The sequence below is a fragment of the Sphingomonas sp. SUN039 genome (assembly GCF_024758725.1).
GTDB lineage: Bacteria > Pseudomonadota > Alphaproteobacteria > Sphingomonadales > Sphingomonadaceae > Sphingomonas_O.
Genome location: NZ_CP096972.1, coordinates 3,347,092 through 3,367,982, shown reverse-complemented (window position 1 = coordinate 3,367,982; position 20,891 = coordinate 3,347,092). Strand labels below are relative to the sequence as shown.

Annotated in this window: 17 protein-coding genes; 9 read left to right on the top strand and 8 right to left on the bottom strand. The window is 65.0% G+C overall.

All coding sequences use genetic code 11. The features are described 5' to 3' along the window. Positions 1–108 precede the first annotated feature (108 nt). From glnA to M0209_RS16680, 3 genes are all read right to left on the bottom strand, one after another. Positions 109–1,527 carry a type I glutamate--ammonia ligase gene (glnA, locus tag M0209_RS16690; RefSeq protein WP_258889401.1) on the bottom strand — a complete coding sequence of 473 codons (1,419 nt, stop codon included), beginning with the start codon at positions 1,525–1,527 and terminating at the stop codon, positions 109–111. A gap of 32 nt (positions 1,528–1,559) precedes the next feature. Next, a complete protein-coding gene (locus M0209_RS16685; RefSeq protein WP_258889400.1) occupies positions 1,560–1,898 on the bottom strand; it encodes a P-II family nitrogen regulator in 339 nt (112 codons plus the stop codon). A 204-nt stretch (positions 1,899–2,102) separates the two neighbouring features. Next, entirely contained in the window at positions 2,103–2,393 is a 291-nt protein-coding gene (locus M0209_RS16680) for a UrcA family protein (protein ID WP_258889399.1), read from the bottom strand. A gap of 246 nt (positions 2,394–2,639) precedes the next feature. On the opposite strand from M0209_RS16680, the gene M0209_RS16675 reads away from it, so the two are divergent. Then, positions 2,640–3,950, top strand: coding sequence for an FAD-dependent oxidoreductase (locus M0209_RS16675; RefSeq protein WP_258889398.1), 1,311 nt, complete (start codon positions 2,640–2,642; stop codon positions 3,948–3,950). A gap of 5 nt (positions 3,951–3,955) precedes the next feature. On the opposite strand, the gene map is transcribed toward M0209_RS16675, so the two are convergent. Further along, a complete protein-coding gene (map, locus tag M0209_RS16670) occupies positions 3,956–4,774 on the bottom strand; it encodes a type I methionyl aminopeptidase (protein WP_258889397.1) in 819 nt (272 codons plus the stop codon). 28 nt (positions 4,775–4,802) lie between these two features. Here map and M0209_RS16665 point away from each other — a divergent pair, with 28 nt between their 5' ends. After that, on the top strand, positions 4,803–5,561 hold the full coding sequence (locus M0209_RS16665) for a molybdopterin-binding protein (protein ID WP_258889396.1): 759 nt from the start codon (positions 4,803–4,805) through the stop codon (positions 5,559–5,561). Here M0209_RS16665 and M0209_RS16660 read toward each other — a convergent pair. After that, on the bottom strand, positions 5,558–6,769 hold the full coding sequence (locus M0209_RS16660; protein WP_408988219.1) for an MFS transporter: 1,212 nt from the start codon (positions 6,767–6,769) through the stop codon (positions 5,558–5,560). The genes M0209_RS16665 and M0209_RS16660 overlap by 4 nt on opposite strands. Before the next feature lie 737 nt (positions 6,770–7,506). Further along, the gene (locus tag M0209_RS16655) at positions 7,507–7,950 is read right to left on the bottom strand and encodes a MarR family winged helix-turn-helix transcriptional regulator (protein WP_258889395.1); all 444 of its coding nucleotides are present in this window, start codon (positions 7,948–7,950) and stop codon (positions 7,507–7,509) included. Between the two features lie 223 nt (positions 7,951–8,173). Between M0209_RS16655 and hppD the strand changes: the two genes are divergently transcribed. The 3 genes from hppD to M0209_RS16640 all read left to right on the top strand — a co-directional run bounded on the left by hppD (position 8,174) and on the right by M0209_RS16640 (position 10,958). After that, positions 8,174–9,256: a 4-hydroxyphenylpyruvate dioxygenase gene (gene hppD, locus M0209_RS16650; protein ID WP_258889394.1), complete on the top strand. Its 1,083-nt coding sequence runs from the start codon at positions 8,174–8,176 to the stop codon at positions 9,254–9,256. Between the two features lie 121 nt (positions 9,257–9,377). After that, a complete protein-coding gene (locus M0209_RS16645; protein WP_258889393.1) occupies positions 9,378–9,935 on the top strand; it encodes a VOC family protein in 558 nt (185 codons plus the stop codon). Between the two features lie 21 nt (positions 9,936–9,956). Continuing rightward, complete coding sequence (locus M0209_RS16640) at positions 9,957–10,958, top strand: fumarylacetoacetate hydrolase family protein (protein ID WP_258889392.1); 1,002 nt, start codon at positions 9,957–9,959, stop codon at positions 10,956–10,958. Here M0209_RS16640 and M0209_RS16635 read toward each other — a convergent pair. Continuing rightward, on the bottom strand, positions 10,955–14,548 hold the full coding sequence (locus M0209_RS16635; protein ID WP_258889391.1) for a hydantoinase B/oxoprolinase family protein: 3,594 nt from the start codon (positions 14,546–14,548) through the stop codon (positions 10,955–10,957). The two genes, M0209_RS16640 and M0209_RS16635, sit on opposite strands and share 4 nt — an antisense overlap. Positions 14,549–14,645: 97 nt before the next feature. Here M0209_RS16635 and M0209_RS16630 point away from each other — a divergent pair, with 97 nt between their 5' ends. The 4 genes from M0209_RS16630 (at position 14,646) to M0209_RS16615 (ending at position 20,004) form a co-directional block, all read left to right on the top strand. Continuing rightward, a complete protein-coding gene (locus M0209_RS16630; RefSeq protein ID WP_258889390.1) occupies positions 14,646–16,577 on the top strand; it encodes a beta-galactosidase in 1,932 nt (643 codons plus the stop codon). 47 nt (positions 16,578–16,624) lie between these two features. Beyond that, positions 16,625–18,493 carry a CHASE2 domain-containing protein gene (locus tag M0209_RS16625; protein ID WP_258889389.1) on the top strand — a complete coding sequence of 623 codons (1,869 nt, stop codon included), beginning with the start codon at positions 16,625–16,627 and terminating at the stop codon, positions 18,491–18,493. A gap of 105 nt (positions 18,494–18,598) precedes the next feature. Beyond that, entirely contained in the window at positions 18,599–19,102 is a 504-nt protein-coding gene (locus tag M0209_RS16620; RefSeq protein WP_258889388.1) for a hypothetical protein, read from the top strand. After that, on the top strand, positions 19,099–20,004 hold the full coding sequence (locus tag M0209_RS16615) for a M48 family metalloprotease (protein WP_258889387.1): 906 nt from the start codon (positions 19,099–19,101) through the stop codon (positions 20,002–20,004). Before M0209_RS16620 ends, M0209_RS16615 begins: the two co-directional genes overlap by 4 nt. 30 nt (positions 20,005–20,034) lie before the next feature. Here M0209_RS16615 and M0209_RS16610 read toward each other — a convergent pair whose 3' ends face one another. Further along, on the bottom strand, positions 20,035–20,853 hold the full coding sequence (locus M0209_RS16610) for an autotransporter outer membrane beta-barrel domain-containing protein (protein ID WP_258889386.1): 819 nt from the start codon (positions 20,851–20,853) through the stop codon (positions 20,035–20,037). Positions 20,854–20,891: the final 38 nt, after the last annotated feature.

Sequence of the window (20,891 nt, the reverse complement as noted above, 5' to 3'; positions counted from 1 at the left end):
CGTGGCAGAACCACGCCGTCGGTCCGCGCTTTGGCGAGGCCGTCCGACAGCTATCGTGCGGGCCTAGGCTGCGCCCGACCCGCACCGGTTTTAGCGCCGCTACGAACCTCAATAGCTGTAGTACATATCGAACTCGACCGGGCTCGGCGTCATTTCCCAGCGCGCCACATCGGCCATTTTCAGTTCGATATAGCTGTCGATCTGGTCCTTGGTGAACACGTCTCCCTTGAGCAGATAGGCGTGATCGGCCTCGAGAGACTCCAGCGCTTCGCGGAGCGACCCGCAGACGGTCGGCACCTGCGACAGTTCCTCGGGCGGTAGGTCGTAGAGGTTCTTGTCCATCGCGTCGCCGGGATGGATCTTGTTCTGGATGCCGTCGAGGCCCGCCATGAACAGCGCAGCGTAGCACAGATACGGATTGGCCATCGCGTCAGGAAAGCGCACTTCGACGCGCTTCGCCTTGCTGCCCGCGCCATAGGGAATGCGGCACGACGCCGAACGGTTGCGCGCCGAATAGGCGAGCAGCACCGGCGCTTCGTACCCCGGGACCAGCCGCTTGTAGCTGTTCGTCGTCGGGTTCGTGAAGGCGTTCACCGACTTGGCATGTTTGATGATGCCCCCGATGAAATACAGGCACATGTCGCTCAAGCCTGCATAGCCATTGCCCGCAAACAGCGGCTCCTTGCCGTTCCAGATCGACAGATGGGTGTGCATGCCGCTGCCGTTATCTTCCTTGATCGGCTTGGGCATGAACGTCGCCGACTTGCCATAGGCGTGCGCGACCTGATGCACGACATATTTGTAGATCTGCATGCGGTCGGCGGTCTGGGTCAGCGTGCCGAAGGTCAGGCCCAGCTCGTGCTGGGCAGCGGCGACTTCATGGTGATGCTTGTCGCACGGCAGGCCCATTTCGAGCATCGTCGAAACCATTTCGCCGCGGATATCGACGGCGCTGTCCACCGGCGCAACGGGGAAATAGCCGCCCTTGGCACGCGGCCGGTGGCCGAGATTGCCGCCCTCATACTTCGTGCCGGTGTTGGTCGGCAGTTCGATATCGTCGATGTGGAAATAGCTCTCGTTATACCCCTGGCCAAAGCGCACATCGTCGAACATGAAGAATTCGGCTTCGGGGCCGACATAGACGGTGTCGCCGATCCCGGTGGTCTTCAGATAGGCCTCGGCGCGCTTGGCGGTCGAACGCGGGTCGCGCGAATACAGCTGACCGGTCGAGGGTTCGACGATGTCGCAGAACAGGATCATCATCGGGGTCGCCGAGAACGGGTCGATATAGACCGCATCGAGATCGGGCTTCAGGATCATGTCCGACTCGTTGATCGCCTTCCAGCCCTCGATCGACGATCCGTCGAACATCAGGCCGTCGGTCAGCTCGTCTTCGCCGATCACCCCCGAACACATGGTCAGGTGCTGCCATTTGCCCTTGGGATCGGTGAAGCGGACGTCGACCCACTCGATCTCTTCGTCCTTGATGCGCTTCAGAATATCAGCCGGGGTATTCGCCTTCGCCATGTGTCATTGCCCTTTGTGTAAAACGTGAAAAATCAGATTGCGTCGCTATCGGTCTCGCCGGTGCGGATGCGGAGCGCGCTCTCGACGGGGAGCACGAAAATCTTGCCGTCGCCGATGCGACCGGTCTGCGCCGCCGCCGCGATCGCCTCGACCACGCGGGCGACCTGGGCATCGTCGACGACGACTTCCAGTTTCACCTTCGGCAGGAAGTCGACGACGTATTCGGCGCCGCGATAGAGTTCGGTATGGCCCTTTTGCCGCCCAAAGCCCTTGGCCTCGGTCACGGTAATGCCGCTAACCCCGACGTCGTGAAGCGCTTCCTTCACCTCATCGAGCTTGAACGGTTTGATGATCGCTTCGATTTTTTTCATGAGTCGTCCCCAGCCAGACACTTCAATAAACGTGCCAAGCGTTGCAGCGCAACATATGTACCGGTGCGCGCCGTCGGGACGATGCGATGTTGCTCGATTTTACAGCATCCCGGCGACTTTTGCCTGAATTTTGTGCATCCAAAACCGCGCGACGCCTGCATCTGCGCCGTGCGCTGCCGACCGGCGGCGCACGGGCGCAACGGATCAGCGCGCCGCGAGGCGTATCGAGGTCTGGACCGAGGCTATTGCGCTTTCGACGGCAGCCTGTCGGCACTGGCGTTGAGCAACCCGCACGTTGAGGTCGAAACGTTCGTTGGCAAGGTCGCACAGGCTGTGCGCCGCCCGGTCGATCCTCAAGTCGAGGATGCGCTGGCCCTGTGTCGTGGAAAGGTCGATGTCGCGGGTTGCGACGCGGACGCTGGCGGTCTCCTGCGCCGACACAGGTACCGCAGCGGTGACGACAGCAGCGGCAAGCAAGGTAATGAGAATGTTCACAGCGGATCTCCTTCAGGTCGTCACGCCGCGGGATGCGTCGGGGCGATGCCGGGGAAATGGCGCGGATTGCGACAGCGAGCGCGGCAGACTTTGCAATTCGACCGGTCGATTCCGGAGTCGAAACGGCTGTGCGAATCCGAAAATCGCGCCTTGCCGGATTCGATCGGGTTGCCGACGGCCAAGTGCTCGCCCTCGACACATGAATCGGTGTGCGACATGATCGGCGCGTAAAAAGGGGGAATGCCTGTGCGCCATATTGCGGTCGTCGGCTCCGGTCCTGCGGGCTATTACACCGCAGAGGCCGCGCAAAAGGCGTTCGGCGACGATGTGTGCGTCGATATCATCGACCGGCTGCCCGTTCCCTATGGCCTGATCCGCTCGGGCGTCGCACCCGACCACCAGTCGATCAAGGCCGTCGCCCGCCGGTTCGAAGGGATCAGCCTTGCCGACAATACGCGGTTCGTCGGCAATGTGATGGTCGGACAGGATGTCTCGGTGGCCGAACTGCTCGACTTGTACGACGCCGTCGTGCTTGCGACCGGCGCACCGCGCGACCGTTCGCTCGATCTGCCAGGGGCGGAACTCGCAGGCGTAATCGGCTCGGCGGCCTTCGTCGGCTGGTATAACGGGCACAGCGATTTCGCTGCCCTATCGCCGCCGCTCGACAGCCCCGACGCGCTGGTCATCGGCAACGGCAATGTCGCGCTCGACGTTGCGCGCATTCTTGCCAAGACGCCCGCCGAATTGGCCGGATCGGACATTGCCGCGCATGCCCTGAATGCCTTGTCACAGTCGGGGATCGAGCGGATCACGTTGCTCGGGCGACGCGGGCCGCACCAGATCGCGATGACGCCGAAGGAGCTCGGCGAGCTCGGCCAGCTCGACCGTGCCACCCCGCATGTCGAGGCAGGCGACTTGCCACCGGCCGGCCACGACGGGGCGCTCGAACCGGGACTACGCAAATCGGTCGGCCATCTCCGCGCTTTCGCGGACGGCGTTGCTCAAGCGGGCAGCATCGAGATCGACTTCGATTTCTTCGCCCAGCCGGTCGCGATCATCGGCGAAGGCGGGCGTGCCGCGCGCGTACTGGTCGAACGCACCCGGCTCGATGCGGGCGGCCATGCGATCCCGACCGGCGAACGCTACGAAGTCGCCGCCGGACTTGTCGTCTCGTGCATCGGCTACAAGACCTCGCCGATCATAGGCGTTCCCTACGACAAGCGCGGCGGGCGTTTCGTCAACAGTGACGGACGGATCGGTAACGGCCTCTATTGCGCGGGCTGGGCACGGCGGGGGCCGAGCGGGACCATCGGCACCAACCGGCCCGACGGCTATGGCGTGATCGACGCCGTTGCCGCAGATATCGGCAGCGGATCGGGCAAAGCCGGTCCTGCGGGACTCACCGCGCTGCTCAGGGACCGCAAGGTCGATATCGTCGTCTTTGCGGACTGGCAGCGGATCGAAGCCGCCGAGAGCGCCCGCGCCCGCGACGGGTCGCCGCGCGAAAAGATTACGTCGGTCGCCGAAATGCTCGATCTGGCGCACCCTGCGCCATAAATTTTCTAGGGGCGATGCAGCCCCTTGGGACTGGTCGTGAAAATCTCGCACCCGTCCTCGGTAATCCCGATGCTGTGTTCGAACTGCGCCGACAGCGTCTTGTCGCGCGTCACGGCCGTCCAGCCGTCTTCGAGCACTTTGACGTCCGCGCGACCGATGTTGATCATCGGTTCGACAGTGAAGAACATGCCGGGGCGCAATTCGGGGCCGGTGCCGGGCCGACCTGCATGGACGACTTCGGGCGCATCGTGAAACAACCGGCCGATGCCGTGCCCGCAGAAATCGCGGACCACACCGTAGCGGTGCTTTTCGGCAAAGCTCTGGATGGCATGGCCGATGTCGCCGATGGTATTGCCCGGCCTGGCGACTTCGATCCCGCGCATCATCGCCTCATAGGTGACCTCGACCAGCCGCCGTGCCTTGATGCCGGGCGTGCCGACGAAATAGGTGCGGTTGGTGTCGCCGTGCCAGCCATCGACGATGCTGGTGACATCGACGTTGACGATGTCCCCCTCCTGCAACCGCTTCGGCCCCGGGATGCCGTGGCAGACAACATGGTTGATCGAGGTGCAGCAGCTGTGCGTATAGCCGCGATAGCCCAGCGTCGCGGGCAGCGCGCCCGCGTCCAACGTCATCCGCCGGACATGGTCGTCGATATCCTGCGTCGTGATGCCGGGCACGATGATGTCGTAGAGCGAATCGAGCACCTGGGCCGACAACAAGCCGGCGCGACGCATCCCCGCGAACCCGTCGGGTCCGTGCAGCTTGATCGTTCCGTCGCGCGCCTGGCGCATATCGGCAGTAGCAGTGACATAGGTGGTCATGCCGCAGATATAGAGTTAGGGGGCGGCGATGACCAGTCAGCGCATCTGGACCGCCGCCTTGGCCGTGATCGGCGACGAAATCCTGTCGGGCCGCACGCAGGACAAAAACATCGCGCAGATCGCGCTGTGGCTGAACCTGCAGGGTATCCGATTGCGCGAGGTGCGCGTCGTCCCCGATGTCGAGGACGCAATCGTCGAGGCGGTCAACCAGCTGCGCGCGCGCAACGACTATCTGTTCACCACCGGCGGGATCGGGCCAACGCATGACGATATTACGGTCGATGCGGTGGCCAAGGCGCTGGGCGTCGAGGTGGTCGTGCATCCGAAGGCGCGGGCGGTGCTGGAAAACTATTACGAGACGCGCGGGGGCATCACCGAGGCGCGGCTGCGCATGGCACGGGTGCCCGACGGCGCGACGCTGATCGAGAACCGCATGTCGGGCGCGCCGGGCATCCGCCACGGGAACGTTTTCATCATGGCGGGCGTGCCGCACATCACCGCGATGATGCTCGATGCGCTGTCGGGCACGCTGGAGGGCGGTGCGCCGCTGCTCAGCGCAACGCTCGGCTGCTGGGTCGGGGAGAGCGAAGTTGCCGAACTGCTGCGCGCGACCGAGAAAGCGCATGAGGGGTGCCAGATCGGCAGCTATCCCTTCTTCCGCGAGGGGCGGGTCGGGGCTAATTTCGTCGTGCGCTCGACCGAGCAGGCGGTGCTCGGCGCCTGTGTGGCGGCTTTGGCGGGGGGACTTGAGGCTACGGGCCGCGAGACAGTGGCGGGCGGGATCTAAACCGGTTGCACCCTCGGCAGTTGCCGTAACACGATCAGCGCTGCCGCGCCGAAGATGGCCGACACCACGAACGCCGCGCCGGGAAAATACACCGGCGCGCCGCCACCCGTGAACCAGGCCATCGGGCCGGTCAGCACCAACGGGCCGACGATCGAGCCGATGCCGAGCGCCATCGACGAGATACCCTGCACTTCGCCCTGCGTTTCGGGCGTGGCCCGCCTGCTGAGCATCGCCATCAGGCTGGGTTGGACGAAGCTTTGCATCGCGATGAAGCCCATTGCGAGGAATGCCTGCCAAGTCTCGCGGACGAACGCATAGGCAATGAACCCGCAGATCGCGACGACCAGCCCGATGGTCGCGGCGTCGCGTTCCCCGAACTTCTTGACCGCACGGCCGGTAAGGAAAATCTGGCTGAGCGCGATGGTGACACCGACAGCAGCAAGGCTGAGGCCGATCATCGCCGGTGACCAGCCAAGCTGGGCGATGGCGTAGAAACTCCAGGTTAGCGGATAGACCAGCGACGCGATCTGCCACAGGATCAGCACCACCGCGACGCCGATCATGCCGGGTGCGGCGCGCGCCGTCTTGAGTGCGCCGAGCGGATTGGCGCGCCGCCAGTCGAACGCGCGGCGGCGTTCGGGCGTCAAGGTTTCGGGGAAGACGATCAGGCCATAGAGCACGTTGATCGCGGCCATCGCCGACGCCGCATAGAAGGGCGCGCGCGGCCCCATTTCGCCGAGCAGTCCGCCCAGCGCAGGACCGAGCACGAAGCCGATGCCGAAGGCGGCACTGACGAAGCCGAAGGTCTTGGCGCGGTCCTCCGGCGTCGAGACATCGGCGACAGCGGCCATCGCGGGCGCATAGCTGCCCCCGAACGCGCCCGACAGCACGCGGCCGATAAAGATCAGCGGCAGCGTGTGCGCGACCGCGAGCAACAAATAGTCGAGGGCAAGGCAGCCGAGCGCCGCAAGGAGCACCGGACGGCGGCCATAGGCGTCGGACAGATTGCCGAGCACCGGCGCCGAAAAGAACGACGCCACCGCCATCGCCAACCCCATCCACGCGCCGATGCCGATGGCATGGCTCAGGTCGATCCGCCCGACCGTCATCAGCAGCTGCGGCAGCACCGGCATGATGAGGCCGAAGCCGATGGCGTCGATGAAAATGGTGACGAGCACAAACAAGGCGGAATGATTACGCGCCGCCATGATTGTGGTGTCCCCCTGTTGGTGTGCGGTGCGGTTGCATGAAAATGGTCGGTGCTCAAGCTAGGCGGGTTTGGGCAGCAAAAAAGCCCGGAAAACCGCCAAAGGTCACAAAGGTCACACCTGAAACATGTGCGACGAAGTCAGACGTCTAACCAGAGTTTTCCACAGCCGCATGTTCCCATGGCCAAACGGACGGCAGGTAATAAGAAGCATGGAAAGCGTCTCGCATGATCGGAACGTAGCAGGAACAAAAGCTGTAGGGAAGACCATTGTCTGTGAATGCACAGACGGAGCGCATGTCGCCGATCCCACCCCGTCATTCCCACAAAAGCGGGAGCCGAGCGCTGCCGCAGGCCAATCCAACTTCTTCTAGCTTTGCGCCTTCCCTTCTCCTTTGCGCCTTTGCGTGAAACCCCTTTCTCTCATTCGGGCAAAACCCGTGTCGCGGCAGAGCGCCAATGTTTCACGCAAAGGCGCAAAGGGAAGAAAAAGGCGCAAAGAAGGAAGGGAAGAAGCTGGATTTCCGCTTTCGCGGGAATGACGGGGTAAGTCGGGCAAGCTGCCGTCGCCAAGATGGAAAAGCGCACCGACATGGACGTCGGCAATCTGCGCCGCTTCGTCGAGGCGATGGGCGGCGGTCGGACTGCTGCTCCTGCCGACCCCTCACCAACTCCGACTAAGCCTCGCCAAGCGGCGAGGCCAAGTCTGCGTATCCTCTCCCGCAAGGGGAGAGGAGCTTAGTTACCGCCACCCCTCACAATCGCGTCGATCCGCCGCAGCGTTGCCACGAACCCTCGCAATTCCGCCGCGCCCAGGCCGCCGAAAATCTGTTTCTCCAGTTCCAGTGCCTTGGGGGCCACCTGCGCGTACAGCGCCCGCCCCTCGCCGGTCAGCGCGAGGTCGTGCGAGCGGCGGTCGGTGGGGCTGGGGGCTCGGGCGACGAGGCCCCTTGCGGTCAGCGCGATGGCGGCGCGGCTGACAGTGACCTTGTCCATGCCGGTGCGGGTGCAGATCGCGGCCTGGGTTATGCCGTCGTGCTCGGCGATCACCGCGACCAGCCGCCATTCCGGGATCGTCAGGCCGAACAGGCTTTCATAGGTGCGCGCGATGGCTTCGCTGACCAGGTTCGACGTGTACGACAGGCGGTAGGGGACGAAGTCGTCGAGGCGTAACGTGCTCATGCCGGGATGGTATCAATTGACACCAGTTGGTCAAGGCGATATGGTTTCATTTGATACTAGATTGCGTCTTAAGGGCGGTCACTCCAGACCGACTTGGCTGAGCTTCGAAGCCCTTTTCTGCTTTGCAGGCAGGTGAGAAGAAGGGCCTTCGACAAGCTCAGGCAAGTCGGCGGTAGGGCGGTGGGCGGCCTTTGCAACATCAGGCTATATCGGAGCAACGCGCATGACCGACCTGTTCGAAAACCCCCTCGGCCTCGACGGGTTCGAGTTCGTGGAATTTGCAGCACCTGAACGCGGGCTGCTCGAACCGGTCTTCACGGCCATGGGCTTCTCGCATGTCGCGCGGCACCGCTCGAAGCAGGTCGATCTGTGGCGGCAGGGCGGAATCAATCTGATCGCCAATTACGAGCCGAAATCGCCCGCTGCCTATTTCGCCGCCGAGCATGGCCCGTCGGCGTGCGGCATGGGTTTCCGCGTCCGCAATGCGCGCGCGGCCTATGACGAGGCACTGGCGCGCGGGGCCGAACCGGTCGAAACGCGGACCGGGCCGATGGAATTGCGCCTGCCCGCGATCCGGGGGATCGGCGGCGCGATCATCTATCTGATCGACCGGTATGGGGATCAGTTGTCGATCTATGACATCGATTTCGATTATCTGCCGGGCGTGGACCGCAATCCGGTGGGCGCCGGGTTCCGGCTGATCGATCACCTGACGCACAATGTTTACGGCGGGCGGATGGCGCATTGGAGCGCGTTCTACGAGCGCATCTTCAATTTTCGCGAGATCCGCTATTTCGACATCAAGGGCGAATATACCGGGCTGACCAGCCGCGCGATGACGGCGCCCGACGGCAAAATCCGCATTCCGCTGAACGAGGAAGGCAAGGCCGGCGGCGGGCAGATCGACGAATATCTGCGCGCCTATAACGGCGAGGGCATCCAGCATATCGCGCTGATCTGCGACGATCTGATCGCCTGCATCGACCGGTTGCGCGCTTCGGGCGTGCCGCTGATGGCACCCCCGCCGGCGACCTATTACGCCCAGCTCGACGACCGCCTGCCGGGGCATGGCGAGCCGGTCGAGGATTTGAAGATGCGCGGCATTTTGCTCGATGGGTCGACCGAGAATAACGACCCGCGCCTGCTGCTCCAGATCTTCGCCCAGCCGCAGATCGGGCCGGTGTTCTTCGAATTTATCCAGCGCAAGAAGGACGAAGGCTTCGGTGAGGGCAATTTCACCGCGTTGTTCAAGAGCATCGAGGCGGATCAGCTGGAACGTGGGGTGCTGGCGGAGGCGAGGGCATGAGCGGGCAACAGAAGCCGACTTCCCTGAGCTTGTCGAAGGGCACTTCTTCTTTTTGCCACTGTGCAGACAAAGAAGGGGGCTTCGACAAGCTCAGCCAAGTCGGTGGTTGGGAGTGCACGCCATGACGACCCTTCCCTTTGCCCTCCAGAAAATCCACCACGTCGCGTACCGCTGCCGCGACGCGAAGGTCACGGCGGACTGGTATGCGGCGATGCTCGGCATGTCGTTCCAGACCGCGTTTTCGGAGGACCACGTCCCCTCCACCGGCGCGTACGACCCGTATATGCACATCTTCCTCGATTGCGGAGGCGGCAATGTGATCGCGTTCTTCGAACTGCCGCAGCAGCCCGACATGGGCCGCGACCCGAACACGCCCGAATGGGTGCAGCATATCGCGTTTCAGGTGGCGGACTTCGACACGCTGAAGGCAGCCAAGGCGCATCTGGAGGCGAACGGGGTCGATGTGCTGGGGCCGACCTTCCACGGCATTTTCCGCTCGATCTATTTCTTCGATCCCAATGGCCACCGGCTGGAACTCGCCTGCGACATCGGGACCGAGGAGCAATATGCCGAATTGCGCCGCGTGGCGCCGCTGATGCTTGACGAATGGAGCCGGACCAAACAGGCTCCCCGTCATGCAGACTGGCTGCACGTCGATCCGGGGTCGCTGGCCGAATAAACCGGGCATCTGGGAGAGACCATGAAACTTGCCTCACTCAAGGGCGGCCGCGACGGCAAGCTCGTCGTCGTCTCGGATGATCTCGCTTGGTGCGCCGACGCCGCCCATATCGCGCCGACCTTGCAGGCCGCACTCGACGACTGGCACCATCTGTCGCCGTTGCTGGAAGCGCTTGCGACCGACCTCAGCCATGAAGCGATTCCGATGATGCGGTTCCACGAACGCGATGCGGCGGCCCCGCTGCCGCGCGCGTTCCAGTGGGCGGACGGATCGGCCTATGTGAACCATGTCGCGCTCGTCCGGCAGGCGCGCGGGGCGGAACTGCCCGACAGCTTCTGGCACGACCCGCTCGTCTATCAGGGCGGCAGCGACGGATTTCTGGGACCGCGCGATCCCATTCCGCTCGCCGACGAAGACTGGGGCTGCGACATGGAAGGCGAAGTCGTCGTGGTCATCGGCGACGTCCCGCAAGGCGCAAGCCGCGAAGACGCGCTGGCCGCGATCCGTCTGGTCGGGCTGACCAACGACGTGTCGCTCCGCAATCTCATCCCCGGCGAATTGGCCAAGGGGTTCGGCTTCTACCAGTCGAAGCCGGCCAGCGCGTTCTCGCCGGTATTCGTGACGCCCGATACGCTCGGCGACGCGTGGGCCGACGGCAAGCTCCACGGCGCTTTGAAGGTCGATCTCAACGGCCAGCCGTTCGGGCGCGCCGATGCGGGGGTCGATATGACCTTCGATTTCGGCACACTGATCGCGCATCTGGCGAAGACGCGTGCGCTCGGCGCGGGAACGATCGTCGGGTCCGGCACGGTGTCGAACCGCGATGCCGATGGCGGGCCGGGCAAGCCGATCGGCGCAGGCGGCCTCGGCTACTCGTGCATTGCCGAAGTGCGGACGGTCGAGACGATCCAGTCGGGCGCGCCGGTGACGCCGTTCCTGAAAAAGGGCGACACGGTCCGCATCTGGATGGACGATGCGAAACACCATCCAGTGTTCGGTGTGATCGAACAGACGGTCGGCTAGAGGTCGCTGCCGAACCCGCCGCCGCCGGGCGTTTCGATCACGAACACATCGCCGGGGGACATCTTGACGCTGGCGGTTGCGCCGAGGGTTTCAATCGTGCCGTCGGTGCGCTCGACGCCGTTGATGCCGGGTGCGCCCGGTGCGCCGCCCTCCAGTCCGAACGGCGGGACGCGGCGGCGGTTCGACAATATGCCTGCGTCCATTGCTTCGCGGAACCGGATGCGGCGGACAACGCCATTGCCGCCTTTGTGCGCGCCCGCACCGCCCGATCCGGTGCGGATCGCAAAGCGTTCGACCAGCACCGGAAAGCGTGCCTCCAATATCTCGGGATCGGTCAGCCGACTGTTGGTCATGTGCGTCTGCACCGCATCGGTGCCGCCGAACCCCGGACCTGCGCCCGATCCACCTGCGATGGTCTCGTAATATTGATGGGCGGCATTGCCGAAAGTGAAATTGTTCATCGTCCCCTGCGACCCCGCCAATGCCCCCAGCGCGCCGAACAGCGCGTCGGTGACGACCTGGCTGGTCTCGACGTTCCCGGCGACGACGGCCGCATCGGGGCGGGGGTTGAGCATCGACCCCGCAGGCACGCGGATCGTGACGGGCCGCAGGAAGCCGTCGTTGAGCGGGACAGGCGTGTCGGTCAACGTCCGCAAGGCGTAGAGCACGGCGGCGCGTACGACGGCGACGGGGGCGTTGAAATTGCCCGGCTGTTGCGGGCTGGTGCCGGTGAAATCCACGTCGAGTGTGGCGTCGCTGCCGACTGTCACTGCGACCTGCACCACCGAACCGTCGTCGAGCTCATAGGCGAAACTACCGCTCGACAGAGTGGAAATCAGACGGCGGACGACTTCTTCGGCATGGTCCTGAACATGGCTCATATACGCCAGAACGACCGGCGTGGAGTAGAGCGCGCAGGCATCGAGCAAGCCGCTGCTGCCGCGCGCGCAGGCGGCGACCTGTGCGGCCAGATCGGCGATATTCATGTCGATGTTGCGCGCGGGGTACGGCCCCGATGCGAGCACAACGCGGGTTTCGGCTTCGCGCAACTGCCCGTCCTCGACGAGCAGGACATTGTCGAAGACGACCCCTTCCTCGGCAAGTGTCGTACTGCCCGGCGGCATCGACCCCGGGCTGATCCCGCCGATATCGGCATGATGGCCGCGTGCCGCGACGAAGAAGGCGGGGGCCGCCTTGTCGTCGTCGGCGAACACCGGCTGGATCACCGTAATGTCGGGAAGATGCGTGCCACCGTCGTACGGCGCGTTGAGCGCATAGACATCGCCGCTTCGGATGCCGCGCCCGTCGTCTGTGCGCCGCCGCAATATGGTGCGGATGCTCTCGCCCATGGAACCCAGATGCACCGGGATGTGCGGCGCATTGGCGATGAGCGCGCCATCGCCCGCGAACACCGCGCAGGAAAAATCGAGCCGCTCGCGGATGTTCACCGAAGACGCACTGTGGCGCAGCGCCGCGCCCATGTCCTCGGCGATACCCATGAACAGTCCGGCGAAGATTTCGAGCCGCGCGGGATCGCGGGCAGTGCCGATCATGGCGACGGCCCGGGCGGCAGTCCGTTTGAGGATCAGCACGCCATCGGGGTCGACGGTGGCGTTCCAGCCGGGTTCGACCATGGTCGTGGCGACCGGATCGACGATGAGCGCGGGGCCGGGGACAGTTGCGCCTATGGCGAGACCGCTGCGGTCGAATACTCGTTGCACCCCGACTTCCCTGAGCTTGTCGAAGGGTTCTTCTTCTTTGCTTTCGCTCGAGGAAGAAAAAGGGGCTTCGACAAGCTCAGCCAAGTCGGTGTGGTTCGCACCTGCCGCCACGGCCTCGGCGCGGAGCATATCGACGACCAGCGGCCCGGTGTCGGCATAGCCGAAGCGCTGGCGGAATGCGGCAGTGAAACCGGTCGTCATCGCAGCGACGGGGCCGAGTGCGATTTCAAAGCTACTATCCGACCCTTGCGTCCGCACCAGTGCCGTTGCCTCAATGGTGATGCTGTCCGCGTCGAGACCCTGAGCGATCAGGGCATCGCGCGCCTCTTCACCCAGCGCCGAGGCTTCGCGCTCGATGCCTGCCAGCGTCGCGCCATCCAGCGGCATCCCCAGCGTTCGCTCACGCAACTCGCGCCGGTCGGCGAGGCCCATGCCGTAGGCCGAGAGCACGCCCGCGAGCGGATGGATCAGCACCGCGCCGATGCCCAGCGTGTCGGCGACCAGACACGCGTGCTGCCCCCCCGCCCCGCCGAAACACGTTAGCGCAAAGCGCGCGACATCATGCCCGCGCGCAATCGAGATCGCCCGGATCGCCCCCGCCATGTCGGCGACGGCAATCGCTATGAAGCTCTCGGCGATGTCCTCCACGCTGCCGCCGCCCATGGCATCGGCAACGTCCTGCAATCGCGCGAACGCGGCATCGACGTCGAGCGGTTCGTTGCGGTTCGGCCCGAACACATTGGGGAAATGCCGCGCCTGCACCTTGCCCAGCACGACATTGCAATCGGTAATCGTCAGCGGCCCGCCGCGCCGGTAGCAGGCCGGCCCCGGATCGGCCCCTGCCGACGCCGGACCCACCGCGAGCCGTCCGTCCTCATAGCGGCAGATCGATCCGCCGCCGGCAGCAACCGTATGAATCCGCAGCATGGGTGCGCGGATGCGGACGCCCGCGACGATATTGTCGTTATCGCGCTCATAATGTCCGTCGTAGAGCGAGACGTCAGTCGAGGTTCCACCCATGTCGAACCCGATGACGCGGTCGAACCCGGCGCGCGCCGAGGTCTGCGCCATGCCGACGATGCCGCCTGCCGGACCCGACAAGATCGCGTCCTTGCCGTGAAAATGCGTCCCCGGCGCCAGCCCGCCGTCCGATTTCATGAACAGCGGGTCTGCCTCGCCAAGCGCCGCCGACAACCCCTCGACATAGCGGCGCAGCACTGGCGAGAGGTATGCATCGACAACGCTGGTGTCACCGCGCCCGACAAGCTTCGCCAGCGCGCCGATACGGTGGCTGACCGAAATCTGGGTGAAACCGATGCTGGCAGCGATCTCCGCCAACGCCGCCTCGTGCGCGGTGTGGCAGTAGCCGTGCATCAGGACGATGGCGATGGCGCGCAAGCCACGTGCGTAAGCCGCCGACAAGGCCGTCCGCGCCGCTGCCGCATCGAGCGGCACCAGCACTTCGCCCTCGTGCGTCACCCGCTCGTCGATTTCCACGACATCGGCAAACAGCGGGGCCGCGCGGACGATATGGCGCGCGAAGATATCGGGCCGGTCCTGCGTGCCGATGATCAGCGCATCGCCGAAGCCGCGCGTGATGGCGAGCAGCACCGGTTCGCCGGTGCGCTCAAGCAGCGCGTTGGTGGCAATCGTCGTGCCGATGCGAATGTCGAGCGGGGGCAGAGGACCGCCGGGCGTCGCCGTCAGCTCGCGGATCGCCGCGACCGCGGCATCGTCATAGCGTTCCGGATCGACCGACAACAATTTCGCGACGCGCATCTCGCCTCCGGGCGTTCGCGCAATCACATCGGTGAACGTACCGCCCCGGTCGATCCAGAAGCTCCAGCGGGAATCGGGATCGGGCAGCACGCAGCCAGATAACGACAATTCGGTGCACGGGGAAAGCGGGGCTGGCCAACACCGGTGATTTGTGGCGATAGCGTCGCGCAAAACGGCGAGGACGACGATGCAGCTGGGCGTTTGCTATTATCCCGAACAATGGCCCGAGGACCGCTGGGCCGACGATGCGCGGCGCATGGTGGCCATGGGCCTGTCGCACGTCCGCATCGGCGAGTTCGCATGGAGCCGGATCGAACCTGCGGACGGGCAGTTCGATTGGGGCTGGCTCGACCGCGCGGTCGCGGTGTTGCACGAAGCGGGCCTGAAAATCGTGATGGGCACGCCGACGGCAACGCCGCCGCGCTGGCTGGTCGCGAAAATGCCCGACATGGTCGCTGTCGATGCCGACGGACGCCCGCGCAAATTCGGGTCGCGGCGGCATTACTGCTTCTCGCACCCCGGCTACCGCGCGGAAGCGGCGCGGATCGTGCGCGCGGTGGCGGCGCGTTATGGCACCCACCCCGCGGTCGTCGCGTGGCAGACCGACAATGAATACGGCTGCCATGACACGGCGATCAGCTATTCGGATGCGGCGGCATCGGGATTCCGGCGCTGGCTGGCGGTGCGGCACCGCAACATCGGCGCACTGAACGCGGCGTGGGGCAATGTCTTCTGGAGCATGGACTATCCCGGTTTCGACAGCATCGATCCGCCCAATCTGACCGTGACCGAACCCAACCCCGCCCATGTCCTCGACTGGCGGCGGTTTTCGTCGGACGAAGTGGTGAGTTTCAACCGCGCGCAGGCCGATATCCTCCGCGCCGCGTCGCCGGGGCGCGATATCGTCCATAACTTCATGGGGTTCTTCACCCAGTTCGATCACCACGCGGTGTCGCGCGACTTGGATGTCGCGACATGGGACAGCTACCCTCTCGGTTTCCTCGAACAATTTCCGTATTTTACAGCCGACGAAAAGCTGCGCTACGCCCGCACCGGCCACCCCGACATCGCGGCGTTCCACCACGACCTGTATCGCGGCTGTGCCAAGGGCGGGCGCTGGTGGGTGATGGAGCAACAGCCGGGGCCGGTAAACTGGGCGCGGTACAACCCCGCGCCGCTTCCCGGCATGGTCCGGTTGTGGACGCTCGAAGCCCTGGCGCACGGGGCCGAACTGGTCAGTTATTTCCGCTGGCGACAGGCCCCGTTCGCGCAGGAACAGATGCACAGCGGGCTGCTGCGTCCCGACAGCAGCGACGATGTCGGTGCGGGTGAAGTCGCCACGGTGGCGCGAGAGATCGCGGCGCTGGGTGCGACCGGTGCGCCGCCGAAATCGGTGGCGCTGGTGTTCTCGTACGAGGCAAGCTGGGTGTTCGAGACCCAGCCACAGGGCGTGGACATGCGCTATATCGAGCTGGCGTTCGCCCTATATTCGGCGCTGCGGCGGCTGGGACTCGATGTGGATATCGTTGCCCCCGACGCCTCGCTCGACGGCTATGCGATGGTTGTCGTGCCAAGCCTGCCGATTGCCGATACGGGGTTGGTGGAGAGGCTTGCAGCGTTCGACGGGCTGGTGCTGCTCGGCCCTCGCAGCGGCAGCAAGACGCGCGATTTCGCCATTCCCGATACTTTGCCGCCGGGGCCGCTTCGGGCGCTGATCCCGCTGCGCGTCGTTCGAGTGGAAAGCCTGCGTCCGGGGCTGGAGCACAAGGGTGACGGGTTCACCGTGGCGCGCTGGCTGGAGCATGTCGAGAGCGATTTGGTGCCCGAAGTGAAGCTCGACGATGGGCGCGGCGTCGTGTTCGCGCATGGCGCTGTGCGCTACCTGGCAGCCTGGCCCGACGCGGCGCTGCTCGACCGGCTGTTTACGGCGATGGCCGGTGAAGCGGCGCTGCCCGTCGTCGACCTGCCCCCCGATGTTCGGCTGCGTCGGCATAGCAACTTGCGATTTGCTTTCAATTTCGGCCCCGAGGCGGTCGATCTGTCCAGTATCGCGGGCGCGGATTGCGTGCTCGGGACGCCCCTCGTCCCTCCGGCAAGTGTCACAGTCTGGCGCGACTGAATTTGCGTCGGCGGGGCGGGTCGGCCACACCGTTGCCGATGCTGGGGATGATCCGGAAAATCGTGCGACGTCTGCCGGGACGCGGGTGGCTGATGCTCGCCTGCCTGTTCGGCCTGATCGTCGTCGCCGATGACCGCCTGTTCGGCCTGAGCAAGCTCGCCGACCAGCGCGGCGGCGATTTGATGCTGAAGCTCGACGCCGCGCGTCGCCCGGTTTCCGACCGTGTCGTTATCGTCGATATCGACCAGCGCTCGCTCGAACTGATGAACGAAATGGCCGGCAGCTGGCCATGGCCGCGTTCGGTTCACGGCGAGCTGATCGATCACATCGCCGCGCAAAAGCCGCGCGGCATCGCGTTCGACATCCTGTTCAACGAACCCGATGTCTATCGACCCGAACATGATGCCGCCTTTGCCGAGGCGGTCGAGCGCAACCGCAATGTCTGGCTGGCGATGACGCTCAACGCCGACGGCGACGGTGCCTGGGTGAGCAAGATGCCCGCGTCGGTCGGCGCGAAGGCGCTGGCCAGCCCGCCGAAGGATGCCCGCGTGCCGCTGATGATGCCGCTGGTCGTCGGAACCCACCCGAATGCCATGCGCGGGGGCCTCATCAACTTCACCAGCGACAGCGACGGCGTGGGGCGGCATCACACGCTGTTTCGCGACCGCAATGGCTGGCGCTTCGCGTCGATGGCGGCGCGGATGATGGCCGATCTTGGGCGACCCTTGCCGCCGCAGGAACGGGTGCTGCTCAACTGGCGGCGCGGCTGGACGCATGTGTCCTATGCCGACGTCTATCTCGACAGCCTGCGGGCGCAGCGCCAGCGTCCGCCGGGCGAGTTCAAGGACAAGATCGTGCTGGTCGGCACCTCCGCTCCCGGCCTGCTCGACCTGCGCGTTACCCCGCTCGACAGCACCTACCCCGGCGTGGAAATCTTGGCGACTGCCATCGACAATCTCGACCGGGGGGACTGGCTGCGCGAGGTGCCGCGCAGCTCGATGGTGCCGCTGGCGCTGGCACTGATCGCCCTGATCGCGATAGGGCTTGCACGCAATGTCAGCGCGAACCGGCTGGGTTATGCCCTGCTGGCAGTGACCGTGATCGTCATCGCGGCAAGCTGGGCAGCGCTCGTCGGTGGCACCTTCGTCCCCGTCTTCGCGCCGCTCGCCTTCGGCTGGGCCTTTTATCTGACCGCTAGCGCGCTCGCCTATCTCGACGAACGCACCCAGCGGCTGCGGACGTCGGGCATGTTCAAGCGCTTCCTCGACCCGCGCGTTGTCGCCGACCTGATCGAAAGCGGCGACATCGATTACCGGGGCAGCGCGGAGTCGCGCGACGTGACGGTGATGTTCTCAGATATCCGCGGGTTCACCGCACTGTCGGAGGTTGCCCGGGCCGAGGACGTGGTGACCTTGCTCAACAGCTATTTCTCGAAGCAGGTCGAAGTGATTTTCCGCCACGGCGGCACACTCGACAAGTTTATCGGCGATGCGATCATGGCGTTCTGGGGCGCACCGGTCGCGCACGCCGACCATGCGCGGTTGGCGGTGGCCGCTGCGCTCGACATGTCGACCGCGCTGAACGAGATGCGCGGGCAATTGGGCGAACTCGGCGCCGAACTCGAAATCGGCATCGGTATCCACACCGGTCGCGCGGTCGTCGGTTTCATCGGTTCCAGCGACCGGCTCGATTACACGATCATCGGCGACACGGTGAACCTGGCCAGCCGGATCGAGGGCATGACCAAGGGGATCGCCCGCGTGCTGGTCTCGGAGGCGGTACGCGATGCGGTCGGCGACGCCTATGACTGGCGCGATTGCGGGTCGCACCACGTCAAGGGGCGCGAGATGCCGGTTCGCCTCTTTGAACCGGTGTCCAAAGGTGATAGTGTCTTGGAGGAGGGTCGTGTCCGATAAGTCGGACCAGATGAAAAGAGGCAGCCGGTCGAGGCAAGTCTCGCGCGCTTCGATGCGATCGAAACTGTATCTGCGGGGACCTGGGGCTTGCGATCGACCACATTATTGACGCTGACTGTTTTGGCTTTGCTGCCGGGTGCTGCAGCGGCTGAAAAGGGACAGATCATCCGCGCCGGCGATCTGCTGGCCCAGCCGTTCATCGACGCCGCCAGCACCGCCAAGCTGACCGCTGCCCAGCCCGTCACCATCGTCGAGCGGCGGGGGCCGTGGGTGAGTGTGCAGGCGGCCGGAAAGACCGGCTGGGTGCGCTTGCTCAACCTGCGGCTCGAACCCGCCGTTGCGGTTGCAGGACTTGCGCGTCCCGCTGGAACGAAGCCGTCGGGCATGTCGAGTCTGTCGTCGCTGACCACCAACAGTTCGGGCCGGACGGTCACCACGGGCGTCAAGGGGATGGACGAGGAAGACATTCGTGGCTCCACCCCGAATTATGTCGAACTGACCCTGCTCGACACGCTGGGCGTCGATGCCGAAGATGCGCGCGCCAATGCCGCCAAGGTCAAGCTCGTCGAACGCAGCGTCGACTATCTCGGCAAAAAGGGCAGCAAATGAGGGGCCGCGACCTGCCCCGCACCGCGCTTGCCGCCTGCGTCGTACTGGCCTTGGCGACACCGGCCCAGGCCCAGTTCGGCGGTATCGGCAATCTGATCAAGGGCGTCAAAAATGCCCAGAAATTGAGCGAATCGTTCCGCAAGATTTCGGAAGCCGAGGAGATCAAGATCGGCGGCGATCTGGCCGGAATCATTCTCGGCGTCGCGCCGCTGATCAAGGACGGGCCGAAGCAGCAGTACATCAACCGGCTGGGGCGCTGGCTGGCGCTGCACAGCGACCGCCCCGATCTGCCGTGGAAGTTCGGCATCGTCGAGACTGCCGACGTCAATGCCTTTTCGATGCCCGGCGGTTACGTACTGATCACGCGCGGCATGTTCGACAAGATGCGGAGCGAATCCGAACTAGCCGGTGTGCTCGCGCATGAAATCGCGCATGTCGCGCACAAGGATCATCTTGCCGCGCTGCAAGGCAGTTTGCGGAATTCGGCGCTGACCGGGTTCAGCGAATATGCCACCGGCAGCGGCGGGCTGGGCGCGCTGGTCAAGACCGCGATCATCAACGCGGGCAAGGACATGTTCACGCGTGGCCTGAACAAGGACGACGAATTCGATGCCGACCGCACCGGCGTGGTCATCGCGGCGCGCGCCGGGTTCTCGCCGTTCGGCCTGCCCGGCGTCCTGCAAACCTTGAGCGCGGCGGGCGACGGAAAGGGCTATGCCCTGATGACCAAGACCCACCCCTTGCCGGTCGAGCGTATCGAACGCCTCGACAAGGCCATGGGCACGCGGATGGACGCGCTGGCGCTCGCGGATGTGCCACTACCCAGTTTCACGGTCGCGCCGCCACCATCCGCACCGAAGGCCGCCCCTGCCGGACCACGCAAGCCGAAGCGCAAATCGTGACCGGCGACGGCGGTTTAGAACGGGAAGAAGCTAGAGCGCGACCCGCAATCCGAATTTGGCGGCTGTCGCCTCGCCGTCGCGGCGGTCGATGGTCTGGACCAGCGCCCCGCTGACGCGTGCGCGCGGGGTCAGCCGATAGTCGAGGCCCATGCCGAGTTCTTCCCACATCGCCTCGACACCGCTGTTGCCCAGCGCATGGACCAGCCGTGCCCCCACCGAACCGAACTCGCGTGGTTGCCCGCCCGTGTCGGTCGCAGCAATCATTGCGCCATAGGCGACCGCGCGGAACCGCCGTTCGGCACCGAACCGGTGCGATACCGTCGCCCCCATCGTGCCGGTGAAGCCCGTATCGGCATTATTGACCATGAACGCGCGCGGGCCGGTGGAATCCACATAGCGCGCGCTGTCGATATGGTTGTAGTCGATCGACACGAACGGCGTGAACCGCCACGCTTTGGCAAGGCGGATGCCATAGGTGCCGGTTGTGCCGACCCCCAGCGCATTGCCATTATTGGTGAGCACCCAGCCGAGCGTTGCGCGCCGCGTCGACATGGTGTCGAAACTGCGGTGTCCGGCCAGCGGCTGAAGATTCAAATCGATCCGCACCTGCGGCGTTCCGGTCGTCGCGACCGCGCGCGACAGCGACTCGGAGGCCGTCATCGGCAGTGAGTCGCCGCGCATCGGCTCGACCACGACCGGGGCCCAATCGTCGCCGTCGAAGAATACCGCGCGCAGATCGGCAGCCGGACCTGCGGCACGATCTGCCTTCATCGCGCTGTTTTTCAAGTCGAATTTGACATTGCTGACTGCTGCACCGTGCGCCGGTGTCCCGGCCACAGCGGCTGTCACGAGCAATAAAGGCACCCAGCGATGCATCACGGCAACAT

Coding starts and splice junctions, on each gene's coding strand:
- glnA (WP_258889401.1), bottom strand. CDS start 1,527: ATGGCGAAGGCGAATACCCCGGCTGATATTCTGAAGCGCATCAAGGAC.
- M0209_RS16685 (WP_258889400.1), bottom strand. CDS start 1,898: ATGAAAAAAATCGAAGCGATCATCAAACCGTTCAAGCTCGATGAGGTG.
- map (WP_258889397.1), bottom strand. CDS start 4,774: ATGACCACCTATGTCACTGCTACTGCCGATATGCGCCAGGCGCGCGAC.
- M0209_RS16665 (WP_258889396.1), top strand. CDS start 4,803: ATGACCAGTCAGCGCATCTGGACCGCCGCCTTGGCCGTGATCGGCGAC.
- M0209_RS16660 (WP_408988219.1), bottom strand. CDS start 6,769: ATGGCGGCGCGTAATCATTCCGCCTTGTTTGTGCTCGTCACCATTTTC.
- M0209_RS16655 (WP_258889395.1), bottom strand. CDS start 7,950: ATGAGCACGTTACGCCTCGACGACTTCGTCCCCTACCGCCTGTCGTAC.
- hppD (WP_258889394.1), top strand. CDS start 8,174: ATGACCGACCTGTTCGAAAACCCCCTCGGCCTCGACGGGTTCGAGTTC.
- M0209_RS16645 (WP_258889393.1), top strand. CDS start 9,378: ATGACGACCCTTCCCTTTGCCCTCCAGAAAATCCACCACGTCGCGTAC.
- M0209_RS16640 (WP_258889392.1), top strand. CDS start 9,957: ATGAAACTTGCCTCACTCAAGGGCGGCCGCGACGGCAAGCTCGTCGTC.
- M0209_RS16630 (WP_258889390.1), top strand. CDS start 14,646: ATGCAGCTGGGCGTTTGCTATTATCCCGAACAATGGCCCGAGGACCGC.
- M0209_RS16625 (WP_258889389.1), top strand. CDS start 16,625: ATGATCCGGAAAATCGTGCGACGTCTGCCGGGACGCGGGTGGCTGATG.
- M0209_RS16615 (WP_258889387.1), top strand. CDS start 19,099: ATGAGGGGCCGCGACCTGCCCCGCACCGCGCTTGCCGCCTGCGTCGTA.